General features: G+C 35.5%; 28 protein-coding genes, 1 pseudogene and 1 riboswitch. Of the genes and pseudogenes, 7 read left to right on the top strand and 22 right to left on the bottom strand.

Going from position 1 to position 25,930, the window contains the following annotated elements; genetic code table 11:
- Positions 1 to 145: 145 nt before the first annotated feature.
- Positions 146 to 475: a YuzD family protein gene (locus BFG57_RS02805; protein ID WP_069715949.1), complete on the bottom strand. Its 330-nt coding sequence runs from the start codon at positions 473 to 475 to the stop codon at positions 146 to 148.
- 186 nt (positions 476 to 661) lie between these two features.
- Here BFG57_RS02805 and BFG57_RS02800 point away from each other — a divergent pair.
- Positions 662 to 883 (top strand): annotated as a pseudogene (locus tag BFG57_RS02800) (NifU family protein); the annotation flags it as partial.
- A 63-nt stretch (positions 884 to 946) separates the two neighbouring features.
- Here the strand turns inward: BFG57_RS02800 and thrB are convergent.
- The 5 genes from thrB to yutH form a co-directional block, all read right to left on the bottom strand.
- Positions 947 to 1,876: a homoserine kinase gene (gene thrB, locus BFG57_RS02795; protein WP_069716019.1), complete on the bottom strand. Its 930-nt coding sequence runs from the start codon at positions 1,874 to 1,876 to the stop codon at positions 947 to 949.
- On the bottom strand, positions 1,876 to 2,940 hold the full coding sequence (gene thrC / locus BFG57_RS02790; protein WP_069715947.1) for a threonine synthase: 1,065 nt from the start codon (positions 2,938 to 2,940) through the stop codon (positions 1,876 to 1,878). The genes thrB and thrC overlap by 1 nt, the downstream gene beginning before the upstream one ends.
- Positions 2,941 to 2,947: 7 nt before the next feature.
- Positions 2,948 to 4,243: a homoserine dehydrogenase gene (locus BFG57_RS02785; protein WP_069715946.1), complete on the bottom strand. Its 1,296-nt coding sequence runs from the start codon at positions 4,241 to 4,243 to the stop codon at positions 2,948 to 2,950.
- Positions 4,244 to 4,490: 247 nt separating this feature from the next.
- Positions 4,491 to 5,456 (bottom strand): 2-hydroxyacid dehydrogenase, encoded by a 966-nt coding sequence (locus BFG57_RS02780; protein WP_069715945.1) that lies wholly within the window; start codon positions 5,454 to 5,456, stop codon positions 4,491 to 4,493.
- A 169-nt stretch (positions 5,457 to 5,625) separates the two neighbouring features.
- Positions 5,626 to 6,615, bottom strand: coding sequence for a spore coat putative kinase YutH (gene yutH / locus BFG57_RS02775; RefSeq protein ID WP_069715944.1), 990 nt, complete (start codon positions 6,613 to 6,615; stop codon positions 5,626 to 5,628).
- A gap of 208 nt (positions 6,616 to 6,823) precedes the next feature.
- Between yutH and BFG57_RS02770 the strand changes: the two genes are divergently transcribed.
- A complete protein-coding gene (locus tag BFG57_RS02770; RefSeq protein WP_425388461.1) occupies positions 6,824 to 7,270 on the top strand; it encodes a phosphatidylglycerophosphatase A family protein in 447 nt (148 codons plus the stop codon).
- A 121-nt stretch (positions 7,271 to 7,391) separates the two neighbouring features.
- Here the strand turns inward: BFG57_RS02770 and BFG57_RS02765 are convergent, their stop codons facing one another.
- Complete coding sequence (locus BFG57_RS02765; RefSeq protein ID WP_069715942.1) at positions 7,392 to 8,162, bottom strand: TIGR01457 family HAD-type hydrolase; 771 nt, start codon at positions 8,160 to 8,162, stop codon at positions 7,392 to 7,394.
- 164 nt (positions 8,163 to 8,326) lie between these two features.
- Positions 8,327 to 8,764 (bottom strand): DUF86 domain-containing protein, encoded by a 438-nt coding sequence (locus tag BFG57_RS02760; protein ID WP_069715941.1) that lies wholly within the window; start codon positions 8,762 to 8,764, stop codon positions 8,327 to 8,329.
- A gap of 469 nt (positions 8,765 to 9,233) precedes the next feature.
- Between BFG57_RS02760 and glpX the strand changes: the two genes are divergently transcribed.
- The 3 genes from glpX to BFG57_RS02745 all read left to right on the top strand — a co-directional run bounded on the left by glpX (position 9,234) and on the right by BFG57_RS02745 (position 10,873).
- The gene (glpX, locus tag BFG57_RS02755) at positions 9,234 to 10,205 is read left to right on the top strand and encodes a class II fructose-bisphosphatase (protein ID WP_069715940.1); all 972 of its coding nucleotides are present in this window, start codon (positions 9,234 to 9,236) and stop codon (positions 10,203 to 10,205) included.
- A gap of 48 nt (positions 10,206 to 10,253) precedes the next feature.
- Positions 10,254 to 10,523 carry a DUF3055 domain-containing protein gene (locus BFG57_RS02750; protein WP_069715939.1) on the top strand — a complete coding sequence of 90 codons (270 nt, stop codon included), beginning with the start codon at positions 10,254 to 10,256 and terminating at the stop codon, positions 10,521 to 10,523.
- Between the two features lie 65 nt (positions 10,524 to 10,588).
- On the top strand, positions 10,589 to 10,873 hold the full coding sequence (locus BFG57_RS02745) for a cytosolic protein (protein WP_069715938.1): 285 nt from the start codon (positions 10,589 to 10,591) through the stop codon (positions 10,871 to 10,873).
- Between the two features lie 101 nt (positions 10,874 to 10,974).
- Here the strand turns inward: BFG57_RS02745 and BFG57_RS02740 are convergent, their stop codons facing one another.
- Positions 10,975 to 11,253 (bottom strand): YutD family protein, encoded by a 279-nt coding sequence (locus BFG57_RS02740; RefSeq protein WP_069715937.1) that lies wholly within the window; start codon positions 11,251 to 11,253, stop codon positions 10,975 to 10,977.
- A 127-nt stretch (positions 11,254 to 11,380) separates the two neighbouring features.
- Here BFG57_RS02740 and BFG57_RS02735 point away from each other — a divergent pair, with 127 nt between their 5' ends.
- The gene (locus BFG57_RS02735) at positions 11,381 to 12,025 is read left to right on the top strand and encodes a YhcN/YlaJ family sporulation lipoprotein (RefSeq protein WP_069715936.1); all 645 of its coding nucleotides are present in this window, start codon (positions 11,381 to 11,383) and stop codon (positions 12,023 to 12,025) included.
- Between the two features lie 56 nt (positions 12,026 to 12,081).
- Here BFG57_RS02735 and lipA read toward each other — a convergent pair whose 3' ends face one another.
- Positions 12,082 to 12,963 carry a lipoyl synthase gene (gene lipA / locus BFG57_RS02730; protein ID WP_069715935.1) on the bottom strand — a complete coding sequence of 294 codons (882 nt, stop codon included), beginning with the start codon at positions 12,961 to 12,963 and terminating at the stop codon, positions 12,082 to 12,084.
- A gap of 253 nt (positions 12,964 to 13,216) precedes the next feature.
- Between lipA and BFG57_RS02725 the strand changes: the two genes are divergently transcribed.
- A complete protein-coding gene (locus tag BFG57_RS02725) occupies positions 13,217 to 14,200 on the top strand; it encodes a M23 family metallopeptidase (protein WP_083249026.1) in 984 nt (327 codons plus the stop codon).
- 54 nt (positions 14,201 to 14,254) lie between these two features.
- On the opposite strand, the gene BFG57_RS18525 is transcribed toward BFG57_RS02725, so the two are convergent.
- The 12 genes from BFG57_RS18525 to BFG57_RS18780 form a co-directional block, all read right to left on the bottom strand.
- Complete coding sequence (locus BFG57_RS18525) at positions 14,255 to 14,356, bottom strand: MetS family NSS transporter small subunit (protein ID WP_139125041.1); 102 nt, start codon at positions 14,354 to 14,356, stop codon at positions 14,255 to 14,257.
- Positions 14,356 to 15,870, bottom strand: a complete 1,515-nt coding sequence (locus BFG57_RS02720; protein WP_069715933.1) for a sodium-dependent transporter — start codon at positions 15,868 to 15,870, stop codon at positions 14,356 to 14,358. Before BFG57_RS02720 ends, BFG57_RS18525 begins: the two co-directional genes overlap by 1 nt.
- Before the next feature lie 552 nt (positions 15,871 to 16,422).
- Positions 16,423 to 17,970: a Na+/H+ antiporter NhaC family protein gene (locus tag BFG57_RS02715; protein ID WP_069715932.1), complete on the bottom strand. Its 1,548-nt coding sequence runs from the start codon at positions 17,968 to 17,970 to the stop codon at positions 16,423 to 16,425.
- Between the two features lie 198 nt (positions 17,971 to 18,168).
- Positions 18,169 to 18,350: riboswitch (Lysine riboswitch) on the bottom strand.
- Positions 18,351 to 18,424: 74 nt separating this feature from the next.
- Positions 18,425 to 19,198, bottom strand: coding sequence for a sporulation protein YunB (gene yunB / locus BFG57_RS02710; protein ID WP_069715931.1), 774 nt, complete (start codon positions 19,196 to 19,198; stop codon positions 18,425 to 18,427).
- 69 nt (positions 19,199 to 19,267) lie between these two features.
- Positions 19,268 to 20,356: an HD-GYP domain-containing protein gene (locus tag BFG57_RS02705; RefSeq protein ID WP_069715930.1), complete on the bottom strand. Its 1,089-nt coding sequence runs from the start codon at positions 20,354 to 20,356 to the stop codon at positions 19,268 to 19,270.
- Positions 20,357 to 20,724: 368 nt separating this feature from the next.
- The gene (locus BFG57_RS02700) at positions 20,725 to 21,027 is read right to left on the bottom strand and encodes a YunC family protein (protein ID WP_069715929.1); all 303 of its coding nucleotides are present in this window, start codon (positions 21,025 to 21,027) and stop codon (positions 20,725 to 20,727) included.
- Between the two features lie 99 nt (positions 21,028 to 21,126).
- Positions 21,127 to 22,518, bottom strand: coding sequence for a bifunctional metallophosphatase/5'-nucleotidase (locus tag BFG57_RS02695; protein ID WP_069715928.1), 1,392 nt, complete (start codon positions 22,516 to 22,518; stop codon positions 21,127 to 21,129).
- A 154-nt stretch (positions 22,519 to 22,672) separates the two neighbouring features.
- Positions 22,673 to 23,491, bottom strand: a complete 819-nt coding sequence (locus BFG57_RS02690; RefSeq protein ID WP_069715927.1) for a sulfite exporter TauE/SafE family protein — start codon at positions 23,489 to 23,491, stop codon at positions 22,673 to 22,675.
- Positions 23,492 to 23,599: 108 nt separating this feature from the next.
- On the bottom strand, positions 23,600 to 24,457 hold the full coding sequence (locus BFG57_RS02685; RefSeq protein WP_069715926.1) for a DUF72 domain-containing protein: 858 nt from the start codon (positions 24,455 to 24,457) through the stop codon (positions 23,600 to 23,602).
- A gap of 568 nt (positions 24,458 to 25,025) precedes the next feature.
- Complete coding sequence (locus BFG57_RS02680) at positions 25,026 to 25,244, bottom strand: LexA family protein (protein WP_069715925.1); 219 nt, start codon at positions 25,242 to 25,244, stop codon at positions 25,026 to 25,028.
- The gene (locus BFG57_RS18520) at positions 25,207 to 25,401 is read right to left on the bottom strand and encodes a hypothetical protein (protein WP_139125040.1); all 195 of its coding nucleotides are present in this window, start codon (positions 25,399 to 25,401) and stop codon (positions 25,207 to 25,209) included. Before BFG57_RS18520 ends, BFG57_RS02680 begins: the two co-directional genes overlap by 38 nt.
- Before the next feature lie 230 nt (positions 25,402 to 25,631).
- A partial coding sequence (locus BFG57_RS18780; RefSeq protein ID WP_175428255.1) for a hypothetical protein occupies positions 25,632 to 25,930 on the bottom strand: 299 nt, incomplete at its 5' end.

The following is a 25,930-nucleotide window of genomic DNA, read 5'->3' as shown; positions in this document are numbered from 1 at the left end:
AAATTTGTTTAACATTAATTCATGTATATTATAACAACTTGTACATTCTTTAGATTTACAGTTCCTTATTTTATGATTACGCAATAACTAAGCGGCTTACCTCATTTGATGTGGTGCCGCTTTTTTATTATAACGAAATATATTATTATGGTAAATTAATTGGCTCAAGACCAAGCTTTTCAATTTCACGATAAATGCGTTTTAATGTTGGATTTCCTTCAGCTACAATTTCTTCTTCAATTAAAACCAATGGATAGAAGAACTCTCCTGCTAAAATTCTTTCTGCGAGTGGTTGATGTTGTTCTTCTGCTGACTCTATATCAATGTATTGAAAGTTTAATTGTTCTGAATCGTACTTACGTTCAATCGCTGCTTGTAACCACTCATACGTTTCCTTTGATGATGGTTCATGTATACAGCTTGCACAAGGCTTTTCACTACCATAAACCGTTACGTATATCCCCATATTTTTCATAACCTTCTCCTTTCATCAAAAGCAAATATAAAACATTATAAATATTACTACTATTTTTATTTTACAATTGTTTTCAGAACAAATAAACACTATACACATAGAAATTACTTCGGTTTTTAAGTTGTGTTCATAGATTTTTAGCGTTTAAACAATTATAATATAAGGTATGGAAAGGAGTCGATTTGAATGACAGAGCAAGTACAAGAGGTATTAGATAAACTGCGCCCATTCTTACTTCGTGATGGAGGAGACGTAGAACTAGTTGATATTGAAGATGGTATCGTTAAATTACGTCTTATGGGAGCATGTGGTAGCTGCCCTAGTTCAACAATTACGTTGAAAGCAGGTATTGAACGTGCATTACTTGAAGAAGTACCTGGTGTTAAAGAAGTCGAACAAGTTTTTTAATTTTAAATTCAAAACCCCCATTCAAGGATATTATTCTTCTTGAATGGGGGTTCTTTATTATAATTATAAGATTGGTGAATTCTCTTCACTATGAACGAATTCGTGTGAAGTTCTAACTCCTGTACGGTCTATCTTTAATTGAGAAATGTCAGCATTTGCGAAGTGCTTTTGCAAACCTATTATAATCTCTTCGCCTTTTCCAACAGGGGCAAACGCGATCATCGTAGGACCAGCTCCACTTAAGGCAATTCCATAAGCCCCAAGTTCATCTGTTAATGCAATAATCTCGTTCATCTCCTTCACAAGTTCACCACGATAAGGTTGGTGAAAACGGTCTCGTTTCATCATTTTTCCTGCAAGATCCCAACGATTTTGCATAATTGCCGCTACTAACACGTTGCTCACAGCACTAGCTTCAACAGCGTCTTTATAAGCAAGATTATCCGGTAGTACATGGCGTGCTTTCTCTGTCTTCAATTCATAAGTTGGAATATACACTACAATATCAACTTGAGGATAAATATCATGAATAACATCTGTATCATCTTCTCGATGACTTCCAACCACTAGTCCACCATATAAAGAAGCAGCAACATTGTCTGGGTGTCCTTCGAACAAGCTTGCAAGTCGAAGCTTCTCATATGGTTCAATATCTAGTTGTAATAATTGAACACCAAGTTCGATACCCGCAACTATAGCTGCTGCACTGCTTCCAAGCCCTCTAGATAAAGGGATATCACTCGATACTTCTACAAGTGTTGGAGGTAGTTCTCTATTCACATAAGCTGCTACAGCTTCAACAGCTTTATAAACAAGATTATCTTTACCCTCTGGAATACCTTCCAACTCTCTTGATTTCGGCACAAACTTCCACTCATGATGTGGTGTAGCTTCTAATGTAGTATAGCGATTTAGCGCTAATCCTACTGAATCAAAACCGGGACCTAAATTTGCCGTGCTACCCGGAACTTTAATCACAATTTTTTCTTTCATCATTGCGTAACACGCCCTTGAATATGCTCGAACACTGTTTCTTCATCATTCGGCAATACAACTGGTTTTACAACAGCTGTATCCATCGCACATTCAGGGTCTTTTAAACCATTTCCTGTTAAGACACAAACAATTTTTGAACCTTTTTTAATTTCTCCAGATTTTAATTGTTTCATAACACCAGCAAGTGAAGCACATGATGCAGGCTCTGCAAAGATCCCTTCTCGTTGTGTAATCAGTTGATATGCTTCAAGAATCTCTTCATCAGAAACTTCATCAATCTTCCCATTCGACTCTTCTGCAGCATTCACTGCCTTATCCCAACTTGCTGGATTTCCAATTCGAATTGCTGTTGCTATCGTTTCAGGTTCTTCAATGACTTCATTTCTTACAATCGCAGCTGCACCTTCTGCTTCAAATCCACGCATTTGTGGAAGACCTGTTTGTTTTGCTTCATGATACTCTTTAAACCCTTTCCAATAAGCTGTAATATTACCTGCGTTACCTACTGGAATTGCAAGTATATCTGGAGCTGAACCAAGCTGATCACATACTTCAAAAGCAGCTGTTTTTTGTCCTTCAATACGATATGGATTTACTGAGTTCACTAGCGTTATAGGAGCTGTTTCACTTAACTTTCGTACCATCTTCAATGCTTGGTCAAAGTTTCCCTTAATCGCATAGATCTCTGCACCATACATAACTGCTTGAGCAAGCTTTCCTGCAGCAATTTTCCCATCAGGAATCAATACAATACAACGCATTCCTAACCGAGCAGCATACGCTGCAGCAGCTGCGGAAGTATTACCAGTCGACGCACACATAATCGCATTGCTTCCTTCTTCCTTCGCTTTTGCAACTGCCATAACCATTCCACGATCTTTGAAGGATCCTGTTGGATTTGCTCCTTCATATTTCACATAGAGTTCAACACCAAACTCCTTTGATAGATTCTCTAATGGAAGTAATGGTGTATTTCCTTCATTCAATGAAAGCAATGGTGTTTCTTCATTCACTGGTAAGTAATCATGATAATGCCTAATTAGTCCTCTCCACCATTTCATAACTCTCTCATTCCCCTTCCACACGATAATTACTTTTCACTTGATAAACAACATCTAGATGCATTAATTTTTGCATTACATCATCATAATTTTGCTTACTTGCAGTATGTGTAACAATAACAATCTCTGCAAGACCACTCTTATCTTCAAATGGAACTTGGAGAATTTTCTCAAAGCTTACGTTATGATTAGAAAAAACTGTTGTTAATTCAGCAAAAACTCCAGCCTCATCTTTTACATGTAATCGAATGAAATATTTCGAATAGATTTCACTTGCATCTTTTAAACGTTTTTCAAATTGTGGCTTAATAATGCTGCTACCATTAACCCCAAGACGCATATTTTTCATCACATTAACCAAATCTGATACAACCGCTGTTGCTGTCGGTAACTTACCAGCACCAGGACCGTAAAACATTGTCTCGCCAACCGCTTCTCCATATACATACACTGCATTGTATACATCATGAACAGAAGCAAGCGGGTGGTCTACTGGTAGTAAAGTTGGCTGTACGCTTACTTCAACATTACCATTTGTTTTACTCGCAATACCAATTAACTTCATTGTATAACCTAGACGCTCACTGTAATCAAGGTCTTCTTCTGTAATATTCGAAATACCCTTAACTGAAACATCTTCTAAATCAAGATGCATAGAAAAACCTAATGTTCCTAAAATAGCCATCTTACGAGCAGCATCTAAACCTTCTACATCTGAAGTTGGGTCAGCTTCAGCGTACCCTAATTGTTGTGCTTCTTGTAACACTTCTTCATATGCTCGACCTTCTTGAGACATTTTCGTTAAAATGTAATTTGTAGTACCATTAACAATACCCATCATCTTCATAATTCGATCTGATGCTAACCCTTCCACTAACCCACGTAGAATAGGAATCCCACCAGCAACACTTGCCTCATAGAAAATATCACAATTATTTTTATAAGCTTCCTCATGAAGCTCTCTACCATGAATAGCCATCAAATCTTTATTAGCTGTAACAACATGCTTTTTATTTTTTAATGCTTTAAGAATATATTCACGAGTATGCTCAACTCCACCCATTACTTCAATCACAACATCGACTTCTGGATTTGATAATACTTCATCTGGGTTTGTCGTTAGCTTCTCTTCCGCTAAATTAACATCACGTTTTTTGCTTGTATCCCTTACTAATACCTTCATAATTTCAACTGGACACCCTATCTGATGCATCAGTTTATCTTGGTGCTCTTCTATAATTTGCACGACACCACTACCTACTGTTCCTAGCCCGAGCAAACCAACAGATATTTTTTCTATCATGGTCCCATCCCCTTTAAGTGTCTTTTCATAAAGAACATTTGTATTCTGTTAAAGGACATTATAGTAGCTATTATCTACTAATACAAGAGGCGTTTTGCTTTAAATTAAAATAAAAAACGCATCATGTACGTCGTTATTAACTTTTCAATCTATATTGATTTTTCAGAAAAATTTTACACTACCATCTCTCACAAATAAAAGAACGTTTTTATAATGACCAATTTAACGGATAAATAATAAGTTTAATTTATACATTTACAGGTGTTATTGGTTTTTTCCCTTGTAACACCGAACTTATATTTCTTACCGCAAGTTGCATCATCTCATGCCTTGTTTCTATACTCGCACTACCGATATGAGGAAGTGCAGTCACATTACTCAAACTTAATAATGGATGTTTACTTGAAATAGGCTCTTCCGTGAACACATCTAATCCAGCAGCTGTAATCTCACCACTCTTAAGCGCATGATAAAGTGCATCCTCATCAACAACTGCTCCACGAGACGCATTTACAAAAATGGCCGTATTCTTCATTTTTCCGAAAGCTTCCTTTCCAAATAAACCTTTAGTCGATTCAGATAGCGGAACCATACATACTACAAAATCACTTTTCTCTAATAACGAATTAAAATCACAATAGACAGCCCCATAGGTTGTCTCTGCTTTACTATTTCTAGTTCGATTATAATACAAGATATTCATATCAAACCCTTTTGCACGCTTTGCAACAGCTTGTCCAATCCTTCCTAACCCTACAATACCTATTGTTTTGTGATGAACATCTCGTCCCGCTAACAGCATTGGCGCCCAATTAGTCCATTTGTCATCTTGAATATATTGATTTGCTTCAATTAAACGTCGTGCTGAAGCCATCACCAACAAAAAGACTAAATCAGCTGTTGTCTCATTTAACACATCTGGTGTGTTTGTCACAATGATATTACGCTCATTTGTCGCATTTATATCAATATTATCGTAGCCAACAGCTAAGTTAGCAATCACTTTTAGATTAGTAGCAAATTTTAAAAGTTCATCATCAACATGGTCGGTTAACATCGTTAAAAGTGCGTCCGCCTTTTGTGATTCCCTCATTAAAATGTCACGAGGAACTGGTTCTTCTTCATTATTCCACATATGAACATCTGCAAACTTATATAATGGTTTTATAATTTCATCGTCTAACTTACGAGTAATATAAATATATGGTTTCACAAAGAATCTCCCCCTTACGAGCAATCTTGCTTATCATCATAGCATAGCAATAAAGCGCAACATCTATCAATATGAATATGTTACTCATTCAACGAAGGTGGTACAAGAACTTTTTTAAATATTGAAATTTTTCCTACATAAGTAAAGCCTGGCTTTCGCCAAGCTTTACTTATAACCAATGAAGAGTTGGTAGGTTGAGTTTTTCTGGAGACAGTCCAACATTTTGATAGAAATCACGAATAAAATATTCATATTGTTTATTATTTTTTATAATATGCCGAAGCTGATGAGTATATTTTTCCCTTTCTACGTCTGAGTGAGCCATAAAATAACCTTCCACACACTCAAAGTAATGCTGTGGAAATAAAAGTCTTGCATACACCATCCGCCATCCGTAAAGTGATAAACCACCACGTGATTCGTAATCATTTAGAAAGGTATTTATTTCATGAAAGCAATGTGGATAGCCGTGTTCCCAATACAAAGTTCGAATCCACTCACCTACATCACGACTATAATGGTCATAAATCCATTCCCACGGAAATATTTCCCCTACCATTCTTTCAATACGTTTCATGCATATCGTTCCATCTAACCTCTCTCCCCGCACATCGTCTAGATCATTATCAGCAACATATTGAATCGCATTTTCAGTGACACCTAGAAAGTAAGGAAAGCTCTCAACAAACCATTGTTCAAACGAAGACGATAGTGAGTCATACATCTTTGAATACCAATATTCTTCCATTTGCTGAAGTCGAGTTGCCCAAATATCTTTCCATTTACCTAACCGATTTTGGTGTTGTGAAGAATATGGATAACTACGTCCTCTATTATGTCGTTCTTTCAGATAAATCCCATGAGTAGGTTCACTCATATCATTTTCTATAAACCCTGCTGATAATAGTACGTAACTGAGGTTCTCTTCTTTATAAACTAAAGATTGTTCTGCACTTGGAACAATTCTTAACACATTCGCCTCACCTTGCATATACATATAATCACTTAACATCTTCATTTCTAACAGTTCTTCTTCTTTCACTTGAATTGAAGTAAAAAAAATGCGCTGGTTTTGATATATATATTCTTCTCTACCACGATTATTTTGAACACCTTCTGGTTGGATTTGATAAAAGTCAAAGAGCTTTTGTACGTTCATTTTTACATTCCTCCCACTTATGACATGAATTACTATATTTTTATTCATCACATCTTTATATATGGCAGAATGTTCTTCATTAGTTTGGAAATAATAGAAATTAATACTCTTTTTTGACGCTAAATATTATACGTAAAGTTAGGTGAAGAATATGGGATCAAAAAAACCGTTAGATAATGTAGGGAAAAAAGCAATAGAATGGTTGGAAATGCGTGGGATTACAATTCAAGATCTTGCTGAACTTGTGTATTTTCTTCAAGTCAATTACCATCCAAATTTAGAAATGGATGAATGCATTTACAATGTGGAACGTGTTCTTGCCAAACGAGAAGTGCACAATGCGATTTTAACTGGAATTCAATTAGACCTGTTAGCAGAAAAAGGTGACATATTAGAGGAACCATTACAAGGGATTCTAATTCGGGATGAAGGGTTATATGGAATTGATGAAATTATCGCTCTATCCATTGTGAATGTTTACGGATCAATAGGTTTTACTAACTATGGATATATCGATAAAGAAAAACCAGGAATCTTGAAACAGTTAAATGATAAAACAACTGGAAAATGTCATACCTTCCTCGATGATATCGTCGGTGCAATCGCTGCTGCTGCATCAAGCCGTCTTGCACATCGAGCTGAAAACACTGAATGAGCCAATGAACACGTCACTTGGCTCATTCAGTATATGAATTTTATCTATTAACAGACAATAAACAAACATTATGTTCAACTACAAGCTTGCACTACAACGTTTATTGCGTGTAGATACACTCTTATAAATATTGAATCCAATCTTGCAATGAGTCAACTGTATAAGTCGGTTGACTATCATATTCAGTTAATCGCTCTTTTGATGTAACCCCAGTATGAACAAGCAGAGTATCTAAACCAGCGTTCATTCCAGCCATTATATCAGTATCATAATTATCACCAATCATTATTGTTTGATTCTTATTTGTTCCAAGTGCCTCTAGCGCCTGTTCCATAATGATTGATTCAGGCTTTCCGATAAATGTCGGCTTTATTTGTGTAGAAACAGCAATAACTGACGTCAAAGAGCCATTACCAGGAAGAAGACCACGTTCAGTTGGTATGGCGATATCACTATTAGTAGAGATGAATGTTGCTCCTGCACGCACACCAAGACATGCCTTAGTTAATTTCTCATAATTAATATCACGATCAATTCCAACAACAACATAATCAGGATGCTCAGATACTATTTCTAAACCTTTTTCTTTGAGTGCAAATTCAAGTCCCTCTTCACCAATATAATAAACAGAGGCATTCTTTTTTTCTTTTGCAATATAGTTTGCTGTTGCCATGCTCGTTGTGAACACTTGGTCTTCAGAAGCAGGAATGTCAAAACTTCGCAACTTTTGCGCAACCTTTTCTGGTCTTGTAGAAGAGTTATTTGTAACAAAAAGGTATGGAAGTTCGCGATCTTTCAATGCTTTCACAAAATCAGATGCTGCTTCAATACGTTCACTGCCTCTATACATTGTTCCATCTAGATCGATTAAATAACCGGTGTATTTCTGCATGCTTAGCCTACTTTCTCAATCTATATATACTCTATCATTCCATCGACTTAGGTTTAACATTCATTTTTATGTGCGAAAAATCTTTATTGTAGATAGATCTAATAGACAAAATCGATATAACTTTTACAATTGTGAATTATTTCCTATTTCACAAAACTTCTATATTATGGCTTAAAAGCCGACACTGGACCTAATTCTTCTTCTAAATAACGTCTTACCTTTTGAGCAAAGTTCGGCAGGCGCTCTGCTTCAGTTTGAAAGACACTTCTTAGTTGTTCATGATTAATGTCCAAATAATGTTGAACGAGCATTTTACGATATGTAATGAATTGCTTGAAGACACGTTCGTCTTCATTATCAATTACCTTTTCATCCAACATAATATCTATTACATCATCATAGCTTCCTGGATCACGCATAATAAATCCATCTATCATTGCATTACCTACATCAATAATGGCTTCAATTGTCATATGAGCAACACGTTCTAAAGCGATCTTTTCAGTAATTTGTTCAAAATTTCTCTCTTCTTTCAACCACTGAGATAATTCTTCTAAATAAAACAATTTCGCTTCTATTTGATCTCGATCAACAAAATACATTCTGTCACCCCTCATATTTCTAACGCATTTTCCATCTATATGCCTGTTCTATTTTAGCATAGATAGTATATAGAGATTAAAAAAATCACAAAGCGGACAAAATTAGAAAAAACAGTTTATATCAACTTGCAATAAAGTAAAGCTTACCTTATTAGTATCAATAAACCGATTACCTGATCTGAAGGATATTCATAACTAAATAGCTTCACAATTTACACTTTCTTATCTTATATTTTTGTCCATAAAGATGTCTAACCTCTCCGAAAGCTTTTCCTTTTTTATAAATGCTTTGCTATGATAGTAGTGATTAAAAAAGAAAACCGACCTATCCCCTTTAAAATGATTTACTAATAATGAGGCTACTTTCTAAAAATAGGCCGTTTCATCAACATCAGAAATCTCCCTATTTTCTTACAATTGTAGACATTATCTTATATAAGGGAAAGACGAGGTATTGGAGGAGACGAACTTGGAAAGAGAACTAGCACTTGAACTTGTACGGGTAACAGAGGCAGCAGCCATCGCATCTGCTCAATGGCTCGGTCGTGGAAAAAAGAATGAAGCTGATGATGCTGCTACAACGGCAATGCGCACGATGTTTGATTCGGTTAGCATGGATGGAACAGTTGTTATTGGTGAAGGTGAATTAGACGAAGCACCTATGCTTTATATTGGTGAGGAATTGGGCACAAAAAATGGACCTGCTGTCGATATAGCAGTTGATCCACTAGAAGGTACCAATATTGTAGCAAAAGGTCACCAAAATGCATTAGCTGTAATAGCGATTGCTGATCGTGGCAATCTTTTACATGCGCCTGATATGTATATGCAAAAAATAGCTGTAGGAAAAAACGCAGCTGGAAAAATCTCATTAGATGATCCAATTGAAAAAACAATTGATATTGTCGCAGAAGCCAATAACAAACGTGTTCATGACTTAACCGTTATTATACAAGAACGTGATCGTCATGCCGATCTTATTGAACGCATTCGAGCTAAAGGAGCTCGTGTTAAATTATTTGAAGATGGGGATGTAGGTGCTGCGATTGCAACAGCTTTACCTCAAACAGGGATCGATCTTTTCATTGGAACTGGTGGTGCACCAGAAGGTGTTATTTCTGCTGCGGCAATTAAGGCGCTACGTGGAGATATGCAAGCTCGTCTTGTTCCTTATAATGAAAGTGAAGTCGAACGGTGTAAGAAAATGGGACTTGAAGACCCTCGTCAACTATTGACGCTTAACGACTTAGTTGGTGGTGATGATGCAATTTTCGCTGCAACTGGGGTTTCTGCTGGAGAACTAGTTAACGGTGTCCGCTTCCTAGGTGGTGACCTTGCTGAAACTGATTCTATCGTTATGCGTGCAAAAACTGGTACTGTTCGTTACATTAAGACTCACCATCACTTGAACAATAAACCTCACTTACGAACGGAAGATTAATCCTACGGACAAATTTATGTGCAAAATATAAAAGAAAGGAGTATAAACATGTCTGAACGTTTTTTCTTATATGATGAGAAAGAAAACTCTGATACACGTTTCATAAGCTTTATGGGTGAGAATCAACGCTTTGACTTAGCTATCGTTAAAACGAGTCGTTATTATGGAAAGCAGCTCGTTTTAGATATTCAAAGTGGGCGATTTGCAATTATTGGTCCTGATGATTTAAATGAAGAGGGCTATCTTGAGCACGCATACAACATGAATGAAGAGGATGCTGAAGAGCTAAAAGAATTTTTAAAAGGAATTACAGGTTAATTTTATTTTCTACATGAAAAGCACTTCCTACGGTAATTATACTGTTTAAGGAGGTGCTTTTTCTTATGAAAAAAGAGAAAGCTCAATATTCCGATTTTTCTAACGTTGAAACTCAACGTAACTTTTTAACACCTGAACAGCTCCCAGAGGGGCCTTACGGCGCACCTAGAAATAAGGAAACACCGGTAATTAACAAAAGCTCTTCATGGAAAGAAGGTCAACGTTATTATAGTGCCTTTAACTATGAATTCAAATCACTACACCAAAACCTTGAAAGAAAGTTTCCCGGTGCGCACCCTACACACGATGACCCGAATAAAAACGAAGAGAGTCCATATACCGGTAAATAATGTTGCATACCGAAGAGGTACATTTCGCCCACACTCAAACCTTATGAACTACGCAATAACATCAACGAACTAATGATAAAGTCGCACAATTAAGTGTGACTTTATTTACGAATTTTTCTCAATACAAAATACGCACACCCGAAATTACAATATTCATACAGCCATTCAGAAAGAGTGCTAATTTTCGTATCATAAGTAGATCGTTGATTTTGGTCATCAAAAAAACCACGTAAGCGAAGCTGATTGTAACCCCAATCGCCTACAATATAATCATATCTATGTAATATTTCACTATATCTGTCTTTGAATGCTTCTTCGTTGAATCCATTTTTTACATCTTCAATAATTTCGTATGTAATACCTTCCACTTGAATGTTCATATACTCACCTCTACTTTTTTACATTTTATCATAAAATGCAGGTTTTCATATACTTGTCTATGTCCAGCAATTACTACTTATTAACTAAAATAATTTGGTCAAGCTAATAATCGAGGAGGTGCATAAGATGAATAAATCATTAATGACTGTTGGTCTTTTGGGTACGCTGTTCCTCAGTGGTTGTCAAGCTGGTAATGAGGTAAATGAAGGTGCCTATGGGAATAATAACACAATGAACATGAGTAATTACAACGAAGGTTATAATACCCAAATGGGTAATGCAGATTCAACTGCCACACAATACGGTTTCGTCCGATACCAGAAGAAGATGGCATCAGATAATCGAATAGATAATAATGATCTTCCCATCCTTAACCGTGAGCAAGTTGCAAGCATGATTAGTAAAATGGCTACACAGATTCCAAATGTGAATGATGTTGCAACTTTGGTTACTGATGAAGAAGTGTTAATCGCTTATCAAACCGATTCTCAGGATCGCAATGAAACAGCGGATCAAGTTAAAAAAACAGCTTTATCTGTCGTACCACGGTATTATCACGTGTACGTATCAGATGATGTTAAAAAATTAGACGAAATTGAGCGTTATTCTGGCATGAATGTGTATACAGACAATGTTGAGTACAACATCGATGACATGATTAAGCAAATGTTAAAGTCTCCTCAAGGTAAAAAAATGAGTACGGGAGAAAATGAAAATGGTGAAATGCAAGGAGAGGTCAATGAAGGTTTAGATGAAGATATGAACAAATAATTGTTAACCAAAAAAGCCGCTCTACAAGAAACCTATGTAGATGACGGCTTTTTACATTATTTTTGTTTTGCTGCATTTACTTGCTCATCAGCATGATAAGAAGAACGAACAAGCGGTCCTGCTTCACAATGGCTAAACCCTTTACTCATTGCAATTTCCTTCAACTCAGCAAACTCGTCTGGATGATAGTATTTTTGAACCTTCAAGTGTTTTTTTGTAGGTTGTAGATATTGTCCAATTGTAATAATATCTACATTATTTGCGCGAAGATCGTCCATTGTTTCAATAATCTCTTCCATTGTTTCACCCAAACCAATCATTAGACTCGATTTAGTTGGAATTTCTGAATTCATTTCTTTTGCTCGACGTAAAAATTCTAATGTACGATCATATTTTGCACGTGCACGAACTCTCGGAGTTAAGCGGCGCACCGTTTCAATATTATGATTCATAATACTTGGACCTGCATCCATTAAGATACGTAGATTTTCTTCATCTCCACTCATATCTGAAGGCAAAACTTCAATTGATGTATTCGGAGAAAATTCACGGATTTTACGTACTGTCTCTGCAAATACAGTAGCTCCACCATCTTTTAAGTCATCTCTTGCAACAGCTGTAACAACAACATGCTTCAATTTCATTAATTTAACCGAAGCTGCTACACGTTCTGGTTCTTGCCAATCAAGTTCACTCGGAAGACCAGTCTTAACAGCACAGAAGCGACAGGCACGCGTACAAACATCACCTAAGATCATGAATGTAGCAGTTTTCCTTTCACCCCAACACTCGTGAATGTTAGGGCATTTTGCCTCTTCACATACTGTATGTAGACTTTTTTCTCTCATCATCTTCTTAAGACCGTTGTAGTTTTTATTTGTATTTAACTTAATCTTAAGCCAATCGGGCTTTCTGATATGCTCTTCACTCTTTGCCATACAGGTCACTCCATCTCTATCTATGTTGTATTTCAAACACATAATTCGTGAAAAAATTTATTTCTATTTATAAATATTTATCTTTGACTGTTTACAAACTACAACATCACTTTAACATATCCTCGTAGCTGTTTCCAACTAAGTGTTTCTACTGTAGACATTTTTCCTTCAAACGAACTCATCACCTATTTTTTCCACATATGAATTATAGCGATAAGACAAACACTAATTCTTAAATAGACTTCAAAGGAGGATGTGGTCTGTGAAGAAAATAGCTATATGTCTTATCGTATTTGTTATCTACAGTGTACCGCTGACAGTTTCAGCAACAACAGACTATGAGGGGCGACAACACTTATATAGTAAAATGGAAACAATCACACAAATTCCATGGTATTATTTTGCGGCGGTTGATCAATACGAACGTAACATACGTAATGCTAGAAAGGACCTACCAGACACTGAAACATTAATTGGTATTTATTTTTCACCTCAACAATGGGTAGGTCCATTAAATCCAGATATAATTGACAACGATCCATTGTCGATTGAAATCTTCAATGGCATTGGATTAGATGGAAATGGTGATGGTAAAGCAGATCGAACAAATGACGAAGATGTTATTTATACAATGGCTATGTACTTATCTTCTTATGGAACGGACAAGGAAAACCTTAAAATAGCCTTATGGGATTATTATAAAAGAGATAAAACGGTAAATTTCATAATGAATTACGCTCGTATATATGAAAAGTACGGCGTGAACCTTGATAAACATGCATTCCCACTTCCTTTACATGCAAATTACAGTTATCGAAGTACTTGGGGAGATCGTCGTGGGTGGGGAGGATTACGAATTCACGAAGGAACAGATCTGTTTGCAGGTTATGGTGTACCTGTAAAAGCAACAGGTTATGGTTTTGTAGAAATGAAAGGTTGGAATGAATATGGAGGTTGGAGAATAGGTATTCGAGACATTAATAATGTATATCATTATCTCGCTCATTTAAGAGGATTTGAAAAAGGAATAGACGTTGGGTCAATTGTAGAACCAGGCACGATCATTGGGTATGTCGGTAGTTCTGGTTATGGTCCACCTGGAACACAAGGAAAGTTCCCCCCACATCTTCATTACGGTATGTACAAAGATAACGGTATAACTGAATGGTCTTTTGATCCATATCCATACTTAAGAGCTTGGGAAAGAAAAGAACGTATTGAACGTAAGAAGAAATAAGAAAAAAGACTGATTTAACATTAGTTACTCAATGTTAAATCAGTCTTTTTATTTTTAAGATTTTGATTTTTTCACCGCGTTTAATACGCTAGCAAAAAATCCTCCCCATAATACAATGATACCGATAACCATCATAAAAAGTGCTCCCATGCTCATTAGCTCGATACCTCCTTGTTATCAGTAGGAATTTCAAGTGTATCTGCCTTCCACTTTTTCATTGAGAAAACAAAGCCTATCAAAATAGCAAATGCTGCTACTATCCAGCCGTACGAAACAACAAATTGCATTGGATATCCACCATAAGGTTCTTTAATATTTTCAATGAATAAGCGAATCATCATGAATCCTAAAACAACAGGTGTAATAACACTTAAACAAATAGTCCACCAAGAGCCTAAACGAATATCTGAAACGCCATTTGCATGGTCTTTCAAATCTTTCATATTACGTAAAACCCAAGCTACAGCAATAACTTCAATTAATCCAGCTAATGCAATACCGAAGTTATTAATGAAGTAGTCAGCTACATCAAGGAATAATAATCCACCTTGCGTCGCAAACAAGATTGAAACTAATGCTGAAAGTCCTCCACCGATAAGTACTGATTTTGTACGAGAAATATTGAATTTATCTTGTACACCAGCAACGAAAGTTTCAACAATTGAGATTAGTGACGATAATCCAGCAAGCACTAATGAACCGAAGAATAAGAATCCAAACAGACCATTTAATGCAGGGAATTCATTAATGATTTGTGGGAAAACAACAAATGCTAACCCAACTCCACCAGCAACAACCTCTTCTACTCCTAAGCCTTGTTGTGTAGCCATAAATCCTAATGCACTGAATACACCAATACCAGCAAGAAGCTCAAAAGATGAGTTTGCGAAACCTGTAATAAATGCATTGTTCGTAATATCTGATTTCTTTGGAAGATAACTTGAGTACGTAACCATAATTGCAAATGCAATTGATAAACTAAAGAAAATTTGTCCATATGCCGCTACCCATACTTTAGGGTCAGACATCAATGACCAATTTGGTTTGAAGAATGCATCTAGGCCTAATGCAGCACCCTCTAATGTTACCGCACGAATACATACAAATAAGAATAATACCACTAATAATGGAATGAAAATTTTATTTGCAACTTCAATACCTTTTTTAACACCTTTAGTTAAGACACCTAATACAATAATCCACACAATAATAAGTGGAATGAATACACTAGGTACGATAGAACCTGTTTGACCAGCATCAACCGTTAATTTTAAATAATCATTATATAAGAACGATTCAGTATCACTACCCCATTTCAAATCGAAAGAGAAGATACTATACATTACAGCCCAAGCAATAATTACTGAATAATAAGTAGAAATGACAAATGATATGGCAACTTGCCACCATCCCATCCATTCTGTCTTCTTATTCATTCGAGCATAAGATAATGGTGCTGACCCACGATACTTATGACCAATCGTAAATTCCAAAACTAATAGTGGAATACCAGCTGTTAATAACGCGATAAGATAAGGTAAGAAGAAAGCACCTCCACCATTCTCATACGCCGTCGCTGGGAAACGCCAAATGTTACCTAGACCTACCGCTGAACCTACTGCCGCTAATATAAACCCGGCACGTGTCCCCCATTGTGGACGATTTTCCATAAAAGACACCCTCCTTAATTCATTAGTACAACCCATTCTCGTAGTGAAACACCTAGAGTAGAATTGCTAAGATTTAGTGTTTTCAGATAATTATAATTTCTATACCTAGTATAGACGCACTAGGACAATATGTCAAAGTATTCTTTAAATTATTTACCTAAGCATATTATCTTAATATAAAAGTATATTCTTAACTTGTATGATCACCTTATCCATAGTATTAAATATAATAAAAGTTAATCGACTAACTAACAATAATTGTCTTCATCCGTCTCTATAAGTCGTGATATGAATTAGAGAGCGTCAATTAATAGGTATTAAACGATAATCAATATATATAAGCATCACCATTCATTATTCTTTACACATTCCATATAGCACCATTTTCATACTAAACTCGACATAAAAGCATATAAACTTATTTTTTTATAATAAAAAAGAGCAAAGAAGTTCTCCTTCTTTGCTCTCAAAAACCATTCATTAAACATCTAAAATCACAAAATTATTATATTATATTTTCACCCTAATATGCCTCAACATACTTAGGTTGTACTATGCTGGTTTTGAAGCTGTACTACGAAAAATGAATACAACTACTACTAATAAAGCTACACTGAATCCAAGACCTACAAGTGTACTACCTGTTAAACCAAGTGCAATGTAACCAATTGACGCAATGATTGCAGATAATATAGCATACGGAAGTTGTGTTAATACATGATCAATATGATGCGCACCTGCACCAGTAGATGAAAGAATTGTTGTATCTGAAATTGGAGAACAATGATCTCCAAATACAGATCCCGCTAAAACAGCTGAAAGTGCTGGAAGCAATAACGTAATATCTGTTGCAGCAGCAATTTCTCCTGCAATTGGAAGCATAATACCAAATGTTCCCCATGATGTACCCGTTGCAAAAGCCATTACACCAGATAATAAGAAAAGAACAACTGGAAGATAAGCAATATTCATGTTTGACTGTTTAACGATTTCTGCTAAATATTCTCCCGTTCCTAACTGACCAATGATATCTACTATTACCCATGCGAAGATTAAAATATAAATAGCCGGTAACATTGATTTCGTACCTTCTACTAAACCTGCTCTTAAAACGTTACTTCCCATCTTATGTCTTGCATACATAAGAAGTGTCACTACTAATCCAAAAGTACCACCGTAAACGAGAGATGCTGCTACATCAGTATTCTCAAAAGCACTTAAAATTGTTGCAGGTCCTTCAGTTGCTTTGACACCTGTGTAAATCATCGCTGTTACCGTACCAATAATTAGAGAAATGATAGGGACAACTAGATCTGTAACTTTTCCCTCTTTACTCATTGGAAGTTCTGATTTTAATTCACCAGGAATATCACCCTTACTCGAATCAACAACCTCACCTGTATCAATAGCACGTTTTTCGTGTTTCTTCATACTAAATAGATCAATATTAAATATAGCTGTTGCAAAAACGAGTAAAATTGCTACAAAAACATATAAATTCATCGGAATCATTTGAATAAATGCTGTAAATGCTGATACATCTGTCACTTCATGTGCTACTAAAATCGAACCAATTAAAGCAATAATATATGCACCCCAGCTTGAAACTGGCGAAATTACACAAATCGGTGCTGATGTAGAATCAATTAAATAAGCAAGCTTTGCTCTTGAAATACGATGACGATCTGTAAGAGGCCGACTAACCTGCCCTACAGCTAAACTATTAAAATAGTCATCAATAAAAATAATAATACCTAAAAATGCCGTCACTAGCTGAGCACCCGCTCGTGTCTTCACTCGGTTCATTGCCCATTCTCCGAATGCACGACTACCACCACTTATCGTAATGAACGCAGTCATAATACCTAGTAATACCAAAAACAATAAAATATACACATTCCATGTATTTAGTGCACCATCAGAAATAAAGACGGCTTTAAAGCTTGCAAATATGGTAGAGAATGTACCACCTATTGATTGAGTTAACACCCATGCTCCAACTAATATACCAACGCCTAGTGAAAGCAATACCCGTCTTGTTAACACTACCATTAAGATCGCAGCGATTGGTGGAATAATTGTATAAAATGTTCCTTCCATCTTCCTACTCCTTTTTCTCGTGCCTTCTCAAACTCACTCGATAAAGAATCTATTTGTTATTATTTTCATAAATAATAAAATAGAAAAGGAAACCTGGACAAAAGTTTTCACAACAATAATGCAAAAATAAACACAAAAAAGGTAACGATAGAAAATAACCTATCATTACCCCATTTGTAATGTTATGTTATCCTCCATCACGATAGGAGCACTCCGCTGTTAAACGTACTTTACAGCGACAGTTCCGCCCTTATTCAGGACAGCCCCAACAGAGAATAAGCGACCTTTTTTCTCTGCTTCGGCAAAAAACCCTTTCCAATCCAGTCTTCGTTGTCATCCTCGTGGATTATACTCTTGTTTTTTGCACCTCTACCTCATCGTTATGAGAAGGCAATACTTTATTTTATTTTTTGAACAGAGTTCATTATAACAGCAAATTATTATATTGACAAACTTATCGTACATCTTTCGGAGGTATAAATGATGGATTAACAGTACCACTTCCACCACTATTGTATAAATATGGAACATCACCTTGTATGATGCGAATATCGACAGGGATATCAGCTGAAACTGTAGTTGCTTTAGCTGCAAAAGGGATTACGACTCGAAGATCAACTTCAACATGAATAAAAACTTTGAATTTGGCATTATTTATTCCATATGATGTGATTTCTTCTCGAACATCAGGTCTTACTGAACCAATCGCTGTAAAGCGGACAGGCACTTTTGGTCCTAAATTTGCAAGTAAGGCATTATTCGTTGCTTGACCAAGTGGCATTTCATAAACAATACCTTGTCGTCTCTTCTCTGGATCATCAACTTCAATATCAATATCAGGAGGCATTCCTGTATCTGGAATATTCCCTTCTTCAACTTGAGTTAAGTATTCCTGTACACGATATGTCGTTTCTCGTAATACAGTACTAACTACCCTTTGATTCCAACCTATAGAAGTGACTTTTCCTGTTGAGTCCTTTTCAATAAACACAAGCTGATCTACATTTAAATCTTCGGCTAACTTTTTATTGAATGCTTGATTAATTGCTTTATTAGCAATTTGTTGTGTTTTTGCTTCTGCAATGTTTAGTAGAGCTGGCTTAATTCCTTCATTAATAATCCATAAACCTTGAAATGTAAGGATTATAAAGGTGATAAATGTAATAAGAAAGACATAACGAAAAGGAAGTGGTCCTCTTCTTTTCAGACGTAGCCGCCTGCGAGCCATACAAACTCCCTCCTTCTTGTACATATGTATGCAAGAAGAAAGCAGCTCACGCCATATTCTTAATTTTTTCTATAATGTTAAATCTGCACCTGTAATAACGGTATTCAAATCTTTTGATAAATCTAACTCATACGGTTTCCCACACTGCCTACCCGCTTCTTCAATGATACGAATAATTGGCCGCTCACTTAGTCCTGGATTTGAACGAATGACAATACCTTTCCTCTGATCACTAAGTTCCACTTTCAATCCAGGTGGATAAATAATAATTGCCTTCCGAAATGCGTCGATTAATTCTTTATCAAATTGCGTACCAGAACCTGCATACAAAATTTCTAAACCTTCATGTGGCAGCATCGCTCTTCTATATACTCGATTAGAAGTTACAGCATCATACACGTCTGCAACGGCGATAATTCTACTATAATAATGTATATCCCTACCTTTTAACCCACGTGGATACCCACTACCATCAATACGTTCATGATGTTGATATGCACAATGCGCAGTTACTAATGAAAGTGTAGGCACTTTTCTCAATATATTAAATCCATATTCGGCATGATTTTTCATTTCAACGAATTCTTCATCAGTTAATCGACCAGGTTTAGTTAGAATTTCTATTGGAACCATCATCTTCCCAACATCATGTAACATTGCCCCTATGCCTATTTCCTCTAGTTCTCGCGGCGATAGTTTTAATTGATATGCAAGGGCTAGAGAATATATGGTCACATTCAAAGAATGTGAAAAAATGTAATTATCATAAGAATACACATCAGACATAAGAGATATTGCCTCTGGAATTCTACTAATATCACGTAATATATTCCTTATAACTTCATTAAATTGCTTGTCCAAACCACCTTGAACAAAAGCTTTTGATAGATCGTGATTTTTATGCACACTTTCTAATGTTTCTTTAATCGTACTCATTGCCTGCATTCTAGTTTCTATCGAGATTGGTTCTGTTAACTTTATGCCTTCGGACAACTGATCAACTATACAAACATGATCAACACCGTGTTCTTTTAAACGATTGATCAATTTATTAGTTAAGACTACTCCCTCACCAAGTAAAACTTGACCTTTATCATTAAATATTGGTTTCTCTAACACGACATTCTCTCTTAAGGAATCTATACTTACTAATCTCATAATGAACTCCTGACTATATATGTATTGTTATAATGAGACAATTCACTTATGATTGAAAACAATAATTTTCCTAATTCTCTATATTATTCATTTTTTCATTTTTTCCTTGCCAAGTAAACTATTAAATTATAAATATTGGAGATGTTCAATAATTTTGCACTTGTTATAGATATGTTTTAATGGTGAAATGTGAGGACTTACTTTAATCAGATGTACTATCTTAATACACTTTTAAGGAGTATCGTTTTAGAAAGTGTGGAGGTTATGTATAAATACGTGTAACGATATTTCACAACATAAGATTGAGGTTTAAGCTCCTTTTCATTAACTTAAAAAAGGCGTCTCTACTGACAGAGACCGCCCTTAAATCACAACATTTTCAACATAGCATCCTTGCCTTTCATCCCCTCATGGATTCCTATGTTTTCCGCTTCAATTGTCACCATCTGTAATGGTGCTTCTAGCAACTGTTCGATCGTTCTAACGCCAACTGCTCTTCCTGCAATTATTTTCCGATCCTTTAATTTTTCATTTAAAAGAGCAACATCGAGTGCACCACACATAATATATCCCTTATCACTTGTAACTGCCATGAAATTTGTTTTAGGCAGACTCAAAGTAACTGCAGTAAAGTGTTTTCCTTCAATCTCAATTGGGGTAACTGTCACCATTATCCTCACTCCCTCTCGATAATAACGTATGCATGTTTATCGCAAAGGGTGTAAAGGATAACGCGAAACTTAACTCACGTTTGATATACGATGATTCCTTTAACCGTACTCTTTTTTTAATTTCCAAGCAAATACATCTCGAAGCATTTCGGGCATGTAATATTGCTTCTCCGTTTTATGAGACATTTCAGGATATAAGTATCCAAATGTAAACATATCAAGCGTTGCTATAAGATATGATTTATTGTGATCAACAATAACTCCGTTAAGTCGGATTTGTTTTAATATAGGTTCTTCATCATTTAATATTTCCCATTCAATTTCAATATTGTCAAACACCATAGCACCCATTACTTTACCTCGAAATCCTAACCCTTTAAATTCTAATTCCTGCATCTGTTTTGTAAAACTTTTTTCAATTACCGCTTTTAACTCTGAACCAGTTAAACTAATCTTGCAAGGATTAATAGGATGCGGGCAAATATGATGAATATCTTTTCTCGTCACTGGTCCAGCAGGTAGATCAGCTAATATAACTCCTGCATTCATCATAGCCGCATCTACACCTACCCACTCTCTTAATCCAGAGACTAATAGTTCAGTAATAATTGAGTTTGAAAACCACGATACAGGAAGAGGTTGTTCCAAATGAACAACTTGATTATTGTAACGTTTGTCTACCCCTTCTTCTAATTCATCGAGTAACGACTTCGTCTCTAACGACTCATCCACTTCATCTATTAAATGTGTAATTGCCTGTTTATGAATCAATACTTTTTTCCTGTCATCAAAAGTAAGACATATTTCCCCAGCATAATGGCCATGTTTTCCAGCTGCTGCAAGTAAGGTTTGATTCATCATTTTTCCATTTTCAAAAAGGTGGTGTGTATGACCACCCATAATCACATCGACCTCTTCATATTTTTCAGCTATTTTTTCATCATCTTTTATACCTAAATGTGAGAGTAAAATAATTACATCAGCCTTTAATTTAATAGACGATAACAACTTATCTAATTCTTCATAAGGAGAAGTCACTTTCCACCCTAATTGTGAATAAAATTTTTCAAACGGTACAGTTAAACCAATAACAGCCATTCTCATGCCATTTTTTAATGTATAAATCTCATAAGGCCTTGTCCAGTGAGGACGATTTCCATCATTATCATACAAATTTGCTGCAAGGACAGTAAACTCAGCATCCTTATACAATGTATCTAGGCCCTCTTTAGATAACGTAATCCCTTCATTATTTCCAAATGTTACAGCATCATAACCAACACTGTTCATTAGTGTTACATTCGCTTTCCCTTCTGTAGCATCACTGAGCCAATGTGCTCTATCCATATGATCACCAATATCAAAGAAAAACGTCTCATCAGTACGTTCATCGTGTTTTTCTCGAACTTGAGAAAAAAATGTACTCATTCTTGTCCAAGCATCGAAATGACTATGTAAATCGTTTGAATGATACAAATAAACCTTCGACATGCGTTTCCCCCTCTTCTATTAAAGAGAGTATACAAAAAGGAAGTCAAAAAGGGCAAAGAATTCAATGAAATGTAAGCCAACAGCCATCAAATTCGAAGCAATCTCACGAGGTATATATTCTTAGCCTTAATGCTCAGTCTTTTTGAACAACCTCTTAGAATGATTGATAAATGAGCCTAATACCAATGATTACTAATATTATACGTAATAGAATGACAACAGTATTACTTTTTAATTTTTGATTAAGAACTGCACCTATCCGTCCTCCAAACCATGCGCCTGGAATAAGTGCAGCTGCAAAGATCCAATCGATATTTCCAAGAGTGATGTGTGTGATAGAACTAACGATTGAGGAGAGGGTAATCATAAACATTGAAGTTGCCACTGCAACATGTGGTGGAAATTGAAAAATTAACATCATGGCTGGAACCATTAGTGACCCACCACCAATCCCAAATAATCCAGATAAGAATCCAACTACAAAGGCCACACTCCATCCAGTTAACGGCCTGAACCCATATACAAATTCTTCTCCATTTAAATCTTTAAAATGGCGAACAATCCCTTTAATCTCCTTATTTTTTGCAGGCTTTAGCCTATCTTTAAAAAGTAACACGATAGCTAAAACAATCATTAATAATCCAAAATATAGTTGGAACTGTTCTACTTTCAAGTAATTATTCACAAATGCTCCAATAATACTTCCAGGACCACTTCCTATAAAAAAGATTAGTCCACTCTTATAGTCTATCGTTTTATATTTCATATAACTTAACGTCGATGCTAACCCTGTAAAGATAATAACGAGAAGTGATGTCCCTACAGCAAGCTGAGGTGTAATATTATGGAATGCTTCTGCGTATGTTCCTAAAAATAGCAATGCAGGAACAAGTATGATTCCACCACCAAGTCCAACAATGCTTCCAAGTATACCTGCTACTAACCCTATTACAAATAAAATAACCCAAATCAATTGTCATCCACCTACTTCCATCCTGCACTACACTAAACTTAACTAACTTAGTACGATTTCTATCAATACTCTTAAATGATATGAACAATGAGATATACAACTCTAATTTTATAACTCATTACCAAATAAATCGAGTTGACGTGGTGCAAGTCCTGTATAGTTAATATTAAGAATTTCCATCATTTGTTTAGCATTATCTGCTGCATCTCCACCTGAATTATTATTAAAAACGATATATATATCTTTTGTTTGATTGTTGAGTTTATTCAACCATTCACACCATTCACTAAGTTCTTTCTTATTATATCGATAAAGATAACGCACTTCACGCCAATTACCATGTTTCGGTTTTCTCCAACCTTCAACATTTCGGCCGTGAAAACGAATTAACGTCTTATTATCGTCTGTCGCATGCAATATTGTAGGTACACTACCTTTTCCTACTTGTGGTTCATCACAAATGCTGTGAATCCACTTTTCCTTTTCCATGAAGGTTAACGTCTGTTCATAGTATTTTGGTTCAAACCAAGTTTGATTTCGAAACTCAAGTGCAACAGGTACATCTCCCATCCTATCTTTGCAGTATCGCAAATACGTAACATGTTCTTTCTTACAATCGAACCATGGTGGGAATTGAAAAAGAACCATACTTAATTTTCCTGAATCTTGTAGCGGCTGAATGGAATTTAAAAATGCTTCAAACATTTCTCTTTTTGTTGTAAACGGAATCTCACCACGCTGATGACCAGTCATACCCTGATAAGCTTTTACTACAAATTGAAAACGTTCAGGTGTCTCACTCACCCATTTCTCCATATTTCGCTTCGGTTGAACCGCATAAAAGCTTGAATCTAATTCTACAATCGGAAAATGAGCAGCATATGACAGAAGCTTTTTTGCCCCCGCTTGATTTTCTGGATACAGCGTGTAATGATCTCCCCAACCTGTCAAACCTATGTAAATCATATTGCATCCCCTTATTAACCATTGATAACAAATCACTGCTAAAGAAAGAATCAATTATCTACAATAATTACCCTGAACATAAAATAACAAACACGATGATGTTAACATTTTGCTTATCACCTCAACAAAACCCGTCTGCATATTACAGACGGGTTTTATAACTTTACATTGTATTTATGTTAACCCATAGAATCTTCATTTACGACTATTTTTAAATGCATCAAAAATATTAAATAAAAAAAGCTGTATCAAAGTACGGTGATTCGAGAATTATTGAATCGTATGAAGGATGATTATTCATACCTACTTTTTTATCTTGATTTTCGATAAATATTTAAATTCATAAAATTAAGCACCGTCTCTTGCTTAACTTCTTGAATTCGAATAATTAACAATAAGCAGTTGTAAGCTAGTTTCTTCTATATAATATTAACTAAGATTATCAACGTGGGCAATAAATTAACATCATTGTTCACTTTCTACTATTATAAATAACATCCTCTATAGTTAATACATAGTTATCCAAAATTCAACACTAACACATATCAGTTAGTTCCTGACGTCTATGCTAGATAGTATCTACTATTTTTAATATCCTCGGTTTACTTTTATCCCATTCGACAAAACCTTTTTCCTCAAGTTTTTTCATATGTCCATAAACAGTGGATTGCGATTTCAAACCTGCTCTCTCCGCAATTTCTCTAAACGTTGGAGAATAACTTAATTCCTCAGATAACTCAACTACTGCATCAAAAACTTTCTTCTGTGCCATACTCATTTGCTCCATCCATTTCTCCTCCTCTTATCACCGAAAAACCTGGACTTATGTTATCAATTTTAAATGTTCTCGATGCTTTTCTAAGATGGCAGAAGGCTTTTACAGTGCGATCAATGACTGCATTAACTTTGACACACCTTTTCACAATCTCTCCTGTATCAGACATATAAATAATTTCATAAAACTGTTTGTCAACGAAACAACGCTGGAAAGTTTTTTCACTGTAACCTGTTCTTTGATATTTACATTATGATCGAACGTATGTTTCATCATGAACAATCATACCACAATTTAAAGGTTTCAATAACATTGCGATAATAAAATACCCTGTAAATTATTTTGTTAGTAAGACGTCTTACAAAACTAAAAGGGATTTATCATATTAAAAAACAACCCTTAATTATATTGTTCTATTATTTTTTGAATAAGCCAATCTTTCTTTTCATTATCAATACAATCATTTCTCTTTTTTCCTACGGAAAAAGAAGTTCTTGTAAGTATAACCTCACCATTTATTTCGGTAGCTCCAGTATTGACATTAAAGATTTCATTAATAATATACAAATCATTTTCTTTTTTTATATCACTTGCATAATAGTAATCTAAGTTACGAAAACCTGAGTTACTTTTTCCTTCCCACCCAAAATCATAATGTGAAGATGTTATTGAAACCTTTAAATTGTGGTATGATTGTT

This window comes from Bacillus solimangrovi (assembly GCF_001742425.1).
Lineage (GTDB): Bacteria > Bacillota > Bacilli > Bacillales > Bacillaceae_N > Bacillus_AV > Bacillus_AV solimangrovi.
Note: the sequence above shows the minus strand (reverse complement) of the source record. Positions and strands in the feature narration are given on the sequence as shown.